This window comes from Mycobacterium sp. TKK-01-0059 (genome assembly GCF_000709305.1).
GTDB classification, from domain to species: Bacteria; Actinomycetota; Actinomycetes; order Mycobacteriales; family Mycobacteriaceae; genus Mycobacterium; species Mycobacterium intracellulare.
This window is the reverse complement of sequence record NZ_KL446993.1, coordinates 2,099,196-2,112,590: the sequence shown is the minus strand read 5'-3', so window position 1 is coordinate 2,112,590 and position 13,395 is coordinate 2,099,196. Positions and strand designations below refer to the sequence as shown.

At 70.2% G+C, this 13,395-nt stretch carries 7 protein-coding genes; all 7 read left to right on the top strand.

Features of this window, described 5'->3' with window-relative positions:
• Window position 1 precedes the first annotated feature (1 nt).
• The gene (locus tag K883_RS10150; RefSeq protein WP_008263063.1) at window positions 2-1,882 is read left to right on the top strand and encodes a galactan 5-O-arabinofuranosyltransferase; all 1,881 of its coding nucleotides are present in this window, start codon (window positions 2-4) and stop codon (window positions 1,880-1,882) included.
• Window positions 1,883-1,888: 6 nt separating this feature from the next.
• Window positions 1,889-5,167 (top strand): arabinosyltransferase domain-containing protein, encoded by a 3,279-nt coding sequence (locus K883_RS10145; protein WP_085981082.1) that lies wholly within the window; start codon window positions 1,889-1,891, stop codon window positions 5,165-5,167.
• Between the two features lie 53 nt (window positions 5,168-5,220).
• Window positions 5,221-5,544, top strand: coding sequence for an ArsR/SmtB family transcription factor (locus tag K883_RS10140; RefSeq protein WP_009956770.1), 324 nt, complete (start codon window positions 5,221-5,223; stop codon window positions 5,542-5,544).
• Window positions 5,541-6,029, top strand: a complete 489-nt coding sequence (locus K883_RS10135; protein ID WP_014378862.1) for an SRPBCC family protein — start codon at window positions 5,541-5,543, stop codon at window positions 6,027-6,029. Before K883_RS10140 ends, K883_RS10135 begins: the two co-directional genes overlap by 4 nt.
• Window positions 6,026-6,649 carry a maleylpyruvate isomerase family mycothiol-dependent enzyme gene (locus tag K883_RS10130; RefSeq protein WP_014378861.1) on the top strand — a complete coding sequence of 208 codons (624 nt, stop codon included), beginning with the start codon at window positions 6,026-6,028 and terminating at the stop codon, window positions 6,647-6,649. Before K883_RS10135 ends, K883_RS10130 begins: the two co-directional genes overlap by 4 nt.
• A 65-nt stretch (window positions 6,650-6,714) precedes the next feature.
• A complete protein-coding gene (locus K883_RS10125) occupies window positions 6,715-10,041 on the top strand; it encodes an arabinosyltransferase domain-containing protein (RefSeq protein WP_009956772.1) in 3,327 nt (1,108 codons plus the stop codon).
• Window positions 10,038-13,247: an arabinosyltransferase EmbB gene (gene embB, locus K883_RS10120; RefSeq protein WP_026071071.1), complete on the top strand. Its 3,210-nt coding sequence runs from the start codon at window positions 10,038-10,040 to the stop codon at window positions 13,245-13,247. Before K883_RS10125 ends, embB begins: the two co-directional genes overlap by 4 nt.
• Window positions 13,248-13,395 lie beyond the last annotated feature (148 nt).

The window sequence follows — 13,395 nt, the reverse complement described above, 5'->3', positions numbered from 1 at the left end:
CATGCGCAACGCGCTGGCCACCCTCGGCCAGATGGCCTTGGCGGCGCTGGTTGCGGTGGCCGTCGCGGTGGTGTCGCTGATCGCCATCTCTGGCGTGCAGTGGCCGGCCTTTCCGTCGTCCAACCAACTGCACGCGCTGACCACCGTCGGGCAGGTCGGCTGCCTGGCCGGCCTGGTCGCCACCGGATGGGTGTGGCGGCGCGGGCACCGGCTGATCGCCCAGCTGGGCGGGCTGGTGTTCGTGTCCGCGTTCACTGTCGTCACCCTGGGCATGCCGCTGGGGGCCACCAAGCTGTATCTGTTCGGCATCTCCGTCGACCAGCAGTTCCGCACCGAATACGTCACCCGGCTCGCCGACAGCCCCGCCCTGCGCGACATGACCTACCTTGGGCTGCCGCCGTTCTACCCGCCCGGCTGGTTCTGGATCGGCGGGCGCGCGGCGGCGCTGTCCGGGACGCCGGCGTGGGAGGTCTTCAAACCGTGGGCCATCACCTCGATCGCCGTCGCGGTCGCGGTCGCGCTGGTGCTGTGGTGGCGGATGGTCCGGTTCGAGTACGCGCTGATCGTCACCGCCGCGACGGCCGCGGTCACGCTGGCGTACGGCTCGCCCGAGCCCTACTCGGCAATGATCACCGTGCTGTTGCCGCCGGTGCTGGTGCTGACCTGGTCGGGGCTGCGGGCCGCGGACCGTCCGGACGCGGGCCGGCGCGCGGGCTGGGGCGCGGTGATCGGCGCAGGGATTTTCCTGGGGTGGACGGCCACCTGGTACACGCTGCTGTTCGGGTTCAGCGCGTTCGCGATCGGGCTGATGGCGCTGTGGCTGGCCGGGGTGCGGTGGCACCGGGACGGCGTGAAGGCCGCGCTCGATCCGCTGCGACGCCTGGCGGTCATCGCCGGCATCGCCGTGGTGATCGGCTGCACGACCTGGTTGCCGTTCCTGGTGCGAGCGGCGCGCAGTCCGATCAGCAACACCGGGGGCGCCGCCCACTACCTGCCGGCCGACGGGGCCGAGCTCACCTTCCCGATGCTGCAGTTCACGCTGCTCGGTGTGGTCGCCATGATCGGCACCCTGTGGCTGGTGGTGCGGGCGCGCTCCTCGGTGCGGGCCGGTGCGCTGGCCATCGGCGTGGTGGCGATCTACCTGTGGTCGCTGTTGTCGATGCTCACCACGCTGGCGCGCGTCACTCTGTTGTCGTTCCGGCTGCAGCCGACGCTGAGCGTGCTGCTGGTGGCCGCCGGGGCCTTCGGTTTCCTCGAGGCGACGCTGGCCCTCAAGCCGCGCGGCCGCGCGATCGTCCCGGTGGCCGGCGCCATCGGCCTAACCGCCGCGATCGCGTTCAGCCAGGACATCCCCGACGTGCTACGCCCCGACCTCACCATCGCCTACACCGACACCGACGGCAACGGGCAGCGCGGCGACCGGCGGCCGCCCAGCGCCGAAAAGTTCTATGCGACAATCGATCACGACATCACGCAGGTGACCGGCAAGCCGCGCGACCAGACCGTGGTGATGACGGCCGATTACAGCTTCCTGTCGTTCTACCCCTACTGGGGATTCCAGGGGCTCACCTCGCACTACGCCAACCCGCTCGCGCAATTCGACCTGCGGGCCGCGCAGATCGACAAGTGGTCCAAACTCAAGACCGCCGACGAGCTGATCCACGCCCTGGATGCCTGCCCCTGGCCACCTCCGACGGTCTTTTTGATGCGCCGCGGTGCTAACGGCAACTACACCCTGCGGCTGGCCGAGGACGTCTACCCCAACCAGCCCAACGTGCGCCGCTACACCGTCGATCTGCGCGGCGCCCTGTTCGACAGCCCGCGCTTCGACGTCCGCAGCGTCGGCCCCTTCGTGCTGGCCATCCGCAAACCGGGGGCGTAACCACCGATGAGCACCGAGACCACGCCTCAAACGGGGCCGCACACCGCGGAAGAACTAGCATCTAGCACCGTGTCAGCCACGGAAACCAATCACCGGATCGCCCGGCTGGTTGCTTCCGTCGCCGGGCTGCTCGGCGTGCTGCTGGCGATCGCCACCCCGCTGCTGCCGGTCGACCAGACCACCGCCCAGCTGAACTGGCCACAGAACGGGACCTTCGGCAGCGTCGAGGCGCCCCTGATCGGTTACGTGGCCACCGATTTGAACATCACCGTCCCGTGTCAGGCCGCCGCCGGGCTGACCGGCGGGGGTAACGCCGGCAAGACGGTGTTGCTGTCGACGGTGCCCAAGCAGGCGCCCAAGGCCGTCGACCGGGGCCTGCTGATCGTGCGGGCCAACGACGAGCTGGTGCTGGTGGTGCGCAACGTCCCGGTGGTGAGCGCGCCGCTGAGCCAGGTGCTCGGCCCGGCCTGCCAGCGGCTGACGTTCACCGCGCACGCCGACCGGGTGACCGCCGAGTTCGTCGGGCTGACCCAGGGACGCAATTCCGAGCATCCCGGCTCGCCGCTGCGGGGGGAGAAGAGCGGCTACGACTTCCGGCCGCAGATCGTCGGCGTCTTCACCGATCTCAGCGGGCCGACGCCGCCCGGGCTGAGCTTCGCGGCGACCGTCGACACCCGCTACAGCAGCAGCCCCACCCCGCTGAAGATGGCGGCGATGATCCTGGGGCTGGTGCTGACCGCCGCCTCCCTGGTCGCGCTGCACCGGCTCGACACCGCCGACGGAACCCGGCACCGCCGCTTCCTGCCGGCGCGGTGGTGGTCCATCGGCGCGCTGGACGCCCTGGTGATCGCGGTGCTGGTGTGGTGGCATTTCGTCGGCGCCAACACCTCCGACGACGGCTACATCCTGACCATGGCCCGGGTGTCCGAGCACGCCGGCTACATGGCCAACTACTACCGCTGGTTCGGCACGCCCGAGGCACCGTTCGGCTGGTACTACGACCTGCTGGCGCTGTGGGCCCACGTGAGCACCACCAGCATCTGGATGCGGTTGCCGACCCTGGTGATGGCGCTGACGTGCTGGTGGGTGATCAGCCGGGAGGTCATGCCCCGCCTGGGCCATGCGGTCAAGCAGAACCGCGCGGCGGCCTGGACCGCGGCGGGCACGTTCCTGGCGGTCTGGCTCCCGCTCGACAACGGGCTGCGCCCCGAGCCGATCATCGCCCTGGGCATCCTGCTGACGTGGTGTTCGGTGGAGCGCGCGGTGGCCACCAGCCGGCTGCTGCCGGTGGCGATCGCGTGCATCATCGGCGCGCTGACCCTCTTTTCCGGACCGACGGGCATCGCCTCGATCGGCGCCCTGCTGGTCGCCATCGGGCCGCTGCGCACCATCCTGCACCGCAGGATCACCCGGTTCGGTGCGCTGCCGCTGGTGCTGCCGTTGCTGGCCGCGGTCACCGTCACCGGCATCCTGATCTTCCGCGACCAGACGCTGGCCGGCGAGGTCCAGGCCACCATGCTCAAGCGGGCCGTCGGCCCCAGCCTGAGTTGGTTCGACGAACACATCCGCTACGAGCGGCTGTTCATGGCCAGCCCCGACGGGTCGGTCGCCCGCCGCTTCGCCGTGCTGGCGCTGGTGCTCGCGCTCGGGGTCACGGTCGCAATGTCGTTGCGCAAGGGCCGGATTCCGGGCACCGCCGCCGGGCCGAGCCGCCGCATCGTCGGGATCACCATCATCTCGTTCGTCGCGATGATGTTCACCCCCACCAAGTGGACCCACCACTTCGGCGTGTTCGCCGGGCTCGCCGGGCCGCTGGGCGCGCTCGCCGCGGTCGCGGTGACCGCGGTGGCCATGCGGTCACGGCGCAACCGCACCGTGTACGCCGCCGTGGTGCTGTTCCTGGTGGCGCTGTCGTTCGCCAGCGTCAACGGCTGGTGGTACGTCTCGAATTTCGGTGTGCCCTGGTCGAATGCGTTCCCGGCGTGGCATTACGCGTTCGCCACCGCCCTGCTCGGGCTGACCGTGGTGGTGCTGCTGGCGGCGGCGTGGTTCCACTTCGTCGCCCCCGAGAACGGGCCACCCAAGACCCGTCTGGGCGCACGCGTGGCGGGAATCATCCAGTCCCCGTTGGCAATTGCGACGTGGGTGCTAGTGGTGTTCGAGGTGGCGTCGCTGACCCTGGCGATGACCGACCAGTATCCGGCCTGGTCGGTCGGCCGCTCCAACCTGCAGGCGCTGACCGGCAAGACGTGCGGGCTGGCCGAGGACGTGCTGGTGGAGCAGGACCCGAACGCGGGCATGCTCTCGCCGGTGGGCGCCTCGGCGGCGGACGCCCTCGGCGCCGGCCTGTCGGAAGCCTTCACGCCCAACGGAATTCCCGCCGACGTCCGCGCCGACCCGGTGATGGAACGGCCGGGTGACCGCAGCTTCGTCAACGACGAGGAGAAGACCGGCAGCAACCAGGCGGGAACCGAGGGCGGCACCACCCCCGCGCCGGGGATCAACGGATCGTCGGCCCAGCTGCCCTTCAACCTCGACCCCGCGCGCACACCGGTGCTCGGCAGCTGGCGCTCGGGCATCCAGATTCCCGCGCACCTGCGGTCCGGGTGGTATCGCCTGCCCGCGCGCGACAAGGCGGGACCGCTGCTGGTGGTGAGCGCGGCCGGGCGTTTCGACCCCCGTGAGGTCCAGGTGCAGTGGGCCACCGACGAGCAGGCGGCCGGCGGGCACCCCGGCGGCTCGTTCCAATTCGCCGACGTGGGCGCGTCCCCGGCCTGGCGCAACCTGCGCCTGGCGCTGTCGGCGATCCCCGACTCCGCCACCCAGATTCGGTTGGTCGCCGACGACGAAGACCTGGCGCCGCAGCACTGGATCGCCCTGACACCGCCGCGCATTCCGCGGCTGCGCACCCTGCAGGACGTGGTGGGCTCCGCCGACCCCGTGTTCCTGGACTGGCTCGTCGGGCTGGCCTTCCCGTGTCAGCGACCGTTCGGCCATCAGAACGGCGTCGACGAGACACCGAAGTGGCGCATCCTGCCCGACCGGTTCGGCGCCGAGGCCAACTCGCCCGTGATGGACAACAACGGCGGCGGCCCGTTGGGCGTCACCGAACTCCTGGTGAAAGCCACCACGATGGCCACCTATCTCAAGGACGACTGGTCCCGCGACTGGGGCTCGCTGCAGCGGCTGACGCCGTATTACCCCGGCGCGCAACCCGCCGACCTACTGCTGGGAACGGCGACGCGCAGCGGTCTGTGGAACCCGGCGCCGCTGCGCAAGACGTAGGCGCCGTCGCGGGCCCTTGAACGCGGATATCCGTAAGCCTATGCTTACGGTTCGTGACCACTTACCAAACCGCTGACGCGTGGCTGGCGTTGGCGGACGGGACGCGGCGGGCCATCGTGGAACGGCTCGCGCACGGCCCGTCGGCGGTCGGTGAGTTGGCGCGCGACCTGCCGGTCAGCAGACCCGCCGTGTCGCAACACCTCAAGGTGCTCAAGTCCGCCGGGCTGGTGCGCGACCGGGCCGCGGGAACCCGTCGCGTCTATCAGCTCGACCCCACCGGTCTCGAGGCGCTCCGCGCCGACCTCGACCGGTTCTGGACCCAGGCGCTCGCCGGCTATGCGCGGGCCATCGACGAGACCAACGAAGGATCGACATGACATCCCAGCGGACGCCCAACGTCACCCACCACGTCGTCGTCAACGCCCCCATCGAGCGCGCGTTCACGGTCTTCACGCAGCAGTTCGGCGCGTTCAAGCCGCGCGAGCACAATCTCTTGGCGGTCCCCATCGCCGAGACCGTGTTCGAGCCCCGCGTCGGCGGCCACATCTACGACCGCGGCGTCGACGGAAGCGTGTGCCGGTGGGCGCGGATCCTGGTCTACGAGCCGCCGCATCGCGTGGTGTTCAGCTGGGACATCGGCCCGACGTGGCAGCTGGAAGCCGACCCGGCCAAGACCAGCGAGGTCGACGTCCGCTTCACCGCCCAGGCCGACCGACGCACCCGGGTGGACCTCGAACACCGCCATCTCGACCGCCACGGGCCGGGCTGGCCCTCGGTGGCCGACGGGGTCGACGGCGATGCGGGATGGCCCCTCTACCTGGCCCGCTACGCCGACGTGCTGAGGGGCGGTGACCCGCGATGACCGCCGACCTGATGCCCATGGCCCGCGCCGAACGGGCCGACCTGGCGGACTTTTTGGCCACCCTGGCGCCGCGGGACTGGGAGGCGCCCAGCCTGTGCGCGCGATGGAGCGTGAAAGACGTTGTCGCGCATGTGATCAGCTACGAGGAGCTCGGCGCCCTGGGGCTGGTGAAGCGATTCGCGAAGGGCCTGGTGGTGCGGGCCAACCAGGTGGGCGTCGATGAATTCTCGCACCTGACCCCGCAACAATTGCTGGAGTTTCTGCGCAACCACCTCGAACCACGCGGATTGACAGCGGGTTTCGGGGGAATGATCGCCCTCGTCGACGGCACGATCCATCACCAGGACATCCGCCGCGCGCTGGACCGGCCGCGCGAGATCCCGCCCGACCGCCTGGAGCGGGTCCTCTCCCTGGTGCCCGGCAACCCCAGGATCGGCGCGGGACGGCGGATCAGGGGTCTGCGCCTGCGCGCCACCGACGTCGAGTGGACGCACGGCGACGGGCCCGAGGTGACCGGCCCCGGCGAGGCGCTGCTCATGGCGATGTCCGGGCGCCCGGCCGCGCTCGCCGACCTCGACGGTCCCGGGCACGCGACCCTGGCGGCCCGGCTCGGCGGATAGCAGCGCCCCGCTGCGCGGCCCCGCGTCCAGATGGCACAAAGCCGCGTCGCTTACGATCGAGCCTCGTGCCCCACGACCGTAATGAGCGATCGCAGCGCATCCCACGATCGGTGGCCGCGGTCGCGGGAATCGCGGGGCTGTTGTTGTGCCTCCTCGTCCCGGTGCTTCCGGCGAAACAGACCACGGCGACGGTGCTGTGGCCGCAGGGCACGGTGGACGGGCACGTCAGCCAGATCACCGCGCCCCTGGTGTCGGGGGCGCCCCGCGCGCTGGACATCTCCATTCCCTGCCCGGACATCGCGACCCTGCCCGCCAGCGGGGGTTTGGTGGTCTCGACGCTGCCGCCCGGCGGGATGGACGCCGGGAAGAACGGGCTGTTCGTGCGCGCGAACAAGGACGTCGTCGTCGTGGCGTTCCGCGACACCGTCGCGGCGGTGGCGCAGCGCTCGGCCATCGCCGCCGGGGCCTGCAGCGTGCTGCACGCCTGGGCCGGCGTCGGGGCGGCCGGCGCCGAGTTCGTCGGCATACCCGGCGCCACCGGCGTCCTGCCGGCCGAAAAGAAGCCCCAGGTCGGCGGGATCTTCACCGATCTGAAGGTGCCCGCGGGGCCGGGGCTTTCGGCCCGGGTCGACATCGACACCCGATTCATCACCGCGCCCACCGCGGTCAAGAAGATTGTGATGGCGCTGGGCGTCCTGTCCGTGCTGACGGCCATCGTGGCGCTCGCGGTGCTGGACCGCCGCAGCCGGGGCGGCGGCACGCTGCTCAACTGGCGCTCCCCCATCGCCTGGCTGTCCCGGTACCGGCCCGGCACGCACCTGGCGAACTGGCGGCGCGTCGGGCTGGCGACGTGGATCGCCGACGCCGGGGTGATCGCAACCCTGTTGCTGTGGCACATCATTGGCGCCACCACATCGGACGACGGCTACAACCTGACCGTCGCCCGCGTCGCTCCGCGCGCCGGTTACGTCGCCAACTACTACCGCTACTTCGGTACCACCGACGCCCCCTTCGACTGGTATCTCGGGGTGCTGTCGAAGCTCGCCTCGGTGAGCACGGCGGGCGTCTGGATGCGGCTGCCCGCCACGCTGGCCGGGATCGGCTGCTGGCTGATCATCGGCCATTGGATGCTGCGCCGGCTGGGCCCCGGCAGGGATGGACTGGCGGCCAACCGCGTCGCGGTCTTCACCGCGGGCGCGGTTTTCGTCGCGGCCTGGCTGCCGTTCAACAACGGGCTGCGGCCCGAACCACTGATCGCCCTCGGCGTGCTGGTCACCTGGATGCTGGTGGAACGCGCGATCGCCCTGCGGCGGCTCGCCCCGGCCGCGGTGGCCATCATCGTGGCGCTGCTGAGCGCGACGCTGGCGCCGCAGGGTCTGATCGCCGTGGCCGCGCTGCTGACCGGGGCGCGGGCCGTCGCCCAGACGATCCGGCGCCGCCGGGCGACCGACGGGCTGCTGGCGCCGCTGGCGGTGCTGGGCGCGTCGCTCTCGGTGATCCTCGTGGTGGTGTTCCGCAGCCAGACGCTGGCCACGGTGCTGGAGTCCGCCCGCATCAAATACAAGGTCGGGCCGACGATCGCCTGGTACCAGGACTGGCTGCGCTACTACTTCCTCACGGTCGAGTCCAACCCCGACGGATCGATGGCGCGGCGGTTCGCGGTGCTGATCCTGCTGCTGTGCCTGTTCGGGATGCTCGTCATCCTGCTGCGCCGCGGCCACGTTCCCGGCGTGGCCAGCGGCCCGGCCTGGCGGCTGATCGGCACCACCGCGATCGGCCTGCTGCTCGTCACGTTCACCCCGACGAAGTGGGCGATCCAGTTCGGTGCCTTCGCGGGACTGGCCGGGGCGCTGGGCGCGGTCACCGCGTTCGCCTGCTCGCGGATCGGCCTGCACAACCGCCGCAACCTGACCCTGTACGTCACCGCGCTGCTGTTCGTGCTGGCGTGGGCCACCTCCGGCATCAACGGCTGGTTCTACGTCGGCAACTACGGGGTGCCGTGGTACGACATCCAACCGGTCGTCGCCAGCCACCCGGTGACGTCGATGTTCCTGACGTTGTCGATCATCACCGGACTGCTGGCCGCCTGGCAGCACTTCCGGATGGACTACGCCGGCCACACCGAGGTCAAGGACAACCGGCGCAACCGCGTCCTGGCGTCGACCCCGCTGCTGGTGGTCGCGACCATCATGGTCGTCGGCGAGGTCGCCTCGCTGACCAAGGGCGCGGTGTTCCGCTACCCGCTCTACACCACCGGCAAGGCCAACCTCGCCGCGATCACTTCGGGCCTGTCCGCCACCAGCTGCGCCATGGCCGACGACGTGCTGGCCGAGCCCGACCCCAACGCGGGCATGCTGGCCCCGGCACCGGGCCAGACCTTCGGGCCCGACGGGCCGCTCGGGGGCGTCAATCCGGTGGGCTTCAAACCCGAAGGCGTGGGCGAGGACCTGCAATCCGACCCGGTGGTGACCAAGCCGGGACTGGTCAACTCCGACGCCTCCCCGAACAAGCCGAACGTCGCCTACAGCGACTCGGCGGGCACCGCCGGCGGCAAGGGCCCGGTCGGGGTCAACGGCTCCCACGCGGCGCTGCCGTTCGGGCTGGACCCGGCCCGCACCCCGGTGATGGGCAGCTACGGCGAGAACACGCTGGCCGCCACCGCCACCTCGGCCTGGTACCAGCTGCCCGCGCGCACCCCCGACCGGCCCCTGGTGGTCGTCTCCGCCGCCGGCGCGATCTGGTCCTACAAGGAGGACGGCACCTTCACCTACGGGCAATCGCTGAAGCTGCAATGGGGCGTCACCCGCCCGGACGGCACCACCCAGCCGCTGGCCGAGGTGCAGCCGATCGACATCGGCCCGCAGCCGGCGTGGCGCAACCTGCGTTTCCCGCTGGCGTGGGCGCCGCCGGAGGCGAACGTGGCGCGCATCGTCGCCTACGACCCGAACCTGAGCTCCGAGCAGTGGTTCGCGTTCACGCCGCCGCGGGTGCCGGTGCTGGAAACCCTGCAGCAACTGGTCGGGTCGCAGACGCCGGTGCTGATGGACATCGCGACCGCCGCCAACTTCCCGTGCCAGCGGCCGTTCTCCGAACACCTTGGCGTTGCCGAACTTCCGGGGTACCGCATCCTTCCCGACCGCAAGCAGACGGCGGCGTCGTCGAACCTGTGGCAGTCCAGCGAGGCCGGCGGGCCCTTCCTGTTCGCCCAGGCGCTGCTGCGCACGTCGACGATCTCGACGTATCTGCGCGGCGATTGGTATCGCGACTGGGGATCCGTGGAGCAGTACTTCCGGTTGGTGCCGGCTGATTTGGCGCCGGACGCCGCGATTGAACAGGGTGTGATGACAGTGCACGGCTGGAGCCGGCAGGGACCGATTCGGGCGTTGCCATGAGCGCGCCGAGGATGCGCGACGACGTGCGAACGACGCGTTGGGTGGCGACCATCGCCGGCCTGATCGGGTTCGTGCTGTCCGTCGCCACCCCGCTGCTGCCCGTCGTGCAGACGACCGCGACGCTGAACTGGCCCCAGAACGGACAGCTGAACAGCGTTACGGCACCGTTGATTTCGCTGACCCCGGTCGACATGACCGCCACCGTTCCCTGCTCGCTGGTGCGCGACCTGCCACCGGAGGGCGGGGTGGTGGTCGGCACCGGGCCCAAGAAGGGCAAGGACGCCGCGCTCAACGCGCTGTTCGTCGTCGTCAACGGCAAGCGCGTCGACGTCACCGACCGCAATGTGGTGATCGCCAGCGTGTCCCGGGACCAGGCGATGTCGCCACAGTGCCAGCGCATCGAGATCACCTCGACGAAGGCCGGCACGTTCGCCACCTTTGTCGGGCTCAATGATTCGGCGGGCAAACCGATCGGTGGCGGATTCCCCGACCCGAACCTGCGACCGCAGATCGTCGGTGTGTTCACCGACCTGACCGGTCCGGCCCCGGCCGGCTTGACGCTGTCGGCGACCATCGACACCCGGTTCTCCACCACCCCAACCACTTTGAAACTGGTCGCGATGGTGTTGGCGATCGTGGCGACCATCGTTGCGCTGGTCGCGTTGTGGCGACTCGACCAGCTGGACGGGCGGCGGATGCGCCGGCTCATTCCGGCGAATTGGCGCACGTTCACCCTCGCCGACGTCGCGGTGATCTTCGGGTTCGTGCTCTGGCACGTGATCGGGGCGAACTCGTCCGACGACGGCTACATCCTCGGCATGGCGCGGGTGGCCGATCGCGCCGGCTACATGTCGAACTACTTCCGCTGGTTCGGCAGCCCCGAGGACCCCTTCGGCTGGTACTACAACCTGCTGGCGCTGATGACCCACGTCAGCGACGCCAGCCTGTGGATGCGACTGCCGGACCTGTTCGCCGGAATCGTGTGCTGGCTGTTGCTGTCTCGCGAGGTGCTGCCCCGGCTGGGGCCTGCGGTGGCCGCCAGCAAGCCGGCGAACTGGGCGGCGGGCATGGTGTTGCTGACGGCGTGGATGCCGTTCGACAACGGTCTGCGCCCCGAGCCGATCATCGCGCTCGGTTCGCTGGTCACCTACGTGCTGATCGAACGTTCCATGCGGTACAGCCGGCTGACTCCCGCGGCGCTGGCGGTCATCACCGCCGCGTTCACGCTCGGTGTGCAGCCCACCGGCCTGATCGCCGTGGCCGCCTTGGTCGCCGGTGGCCGTCCGATCCTGCGCATCCTGGTCCGCCGTCATCGCCTGGTGGGCACGTGGCCGCTGGTGGCGCCCATGCTGGCCGCCGGCACGGTCATCCTGACCGTGGTGTTCGCCGACCAGACGCTGCGGGCGGTGTTGGAAGCCACCAGGATTCGGACCGCGATCGGGCCGAGCCAGGCGTGGTACACCGAGAACCTGCGCTACTACTACCTGATCCTGCCCACCGTCGACGGTTCGCTGTCGCGCCGCTTCGGCTTCCTGATCACCGCGCTGTGCCTGTTCACCGCCGTGTTCATCATGTTGCGGCGCAAGCGGGTTCCGGGTGTGGCCCGCGGCCCGGCGTGGCGGCTGATGGGCGTCATCTTCGGCACCATGTTCTTCCTGATGTTCACGCCCACCAAGTGGGTGCACCACTTCGGCCTGTTCGCCGCGGTGGGGGCGGCGATGGCCGCGCTGACCACGGTGCTGGTCTCGCCGGCGGTGCTGCGGTGGTCGCGCAACAGGATGGCGTTCCTGGCGGCGGTGCTGTTCCTGATGGCGCTGTGCTTCGCCACCACCAACGGCTGGTGGTACGTCTCCAGCTACGGCGTCCCGTTCAACAGCACCATGCCGAAGATCGGCGGAATCTCGGTCAGCACAATCTTTTTCGCGCTGTTCGTGCTCGCAGTGCTGTACGCGATCTGGTTGCACTTCGCGTCCCGCGACCGCGGGGAGGGCCGGGTGGCGCGGGCGCTGACGGCCGCACCGGTGCCCATCGCGGCGGGATTCATGGCGCTGGTGTTCATCGCGTCGATGGTGGCCGGCATCGTGCGCCAGTACCCCACCTACTCCAACGCCTGGGACAACCTGCGCGAGTTCAGCGGGGGCTGCGGCCTGGCCGACGACGTGCTCGTCGAGCCGGACAGCAACGTCGGCTACATGGCGCCGCTACCCGGCAACTACGGGCCGCTGGGGCCGCTGGGCGGGGAGCACCCGGTGGGATTCAGCCCCAACGGTGTGCCCGAACACATTGTCGCCGAAGCCATTCGGATCACCCCGAATCAACCCGGAACCGACTACGACTGGGACGCGCCGACCAAGCTGAGCGCGCCGGGCATCAACGGCTCGACGGTGCCGCTGCCCTACGGCCTGGATCCCGATCGGGTTCCGCTGGCCGGCAGCTACACCACCGCGGCGCAGCAGCAGAGCAGGCTCACCTCGGCGTGGTACCGGTTGCCCAAACCCGATGCCGGGCATCCGCTCGTGGTGGTGTCCGCCGCCGGCAAGATCGACGGCAACAGCGTGCTGCACCACCACACCGACGGCCAGAAGGTGGTGCTCGAGTACGGGCGGCCCGGGCCCGCGGGTGACACCGGGGCCGGCATCGTGCCCGCCGGGCGGCTGGTGCCCTACGACCTGAACGGCGAGCAGCCAAAGGCCTGGCGCAACCTGCGTTTCGCCCGCTCCGACATGCCGGCGGACGCTGTCGCCGTGCGGGTGGTGGCCGAGGACCTGTCCCTGACGCCTGAGGACTGGATCGCGGTGACCCCGCCGCGGGTGCCGGAGATGCGTTCGCTGCAGGAGTACGTCGGCTCGACGCAGCCGGTGCTGATGGACTGGGCGGTCGGGTTGGCCTTCCCCTGCCAGCAGCCGATGCTGCACGTCAACGGCGTCACCGAGATCCCCAAATTCCGCATCACCCCGGACTACACGGCCAAGAAGATGGACACCGACACCTGGGAAGACGGAACCAACGGGGGGCTGCTGGGCATCACCGACCTGCTGCTGCGGGCCCACGTGATGTCGACGTACCTGTCCCACGACTGGGGCCGCGACTGGGGGTCGCTGCGCAAATTCGACACCATCGCCGACGCGCATCCCGCGCAGCTCGATCTCGGAACCGCCACCCGCACCGGGTGGTGGTCGCCGGGCCCGATCCGCATCAAGCCGTAACCGCGGCGAAAAGCGTCAATTATCGGCGTGTCTAAATGGCGTGCCGCGGCCGCAATTCCTCCGCGGAATAACGCGCCGAATTAACGCCTGAGTAATTGCTGGGCGAGGGTTTGAATCGGCCAATCGCGGGACAATACTCATTCCGATG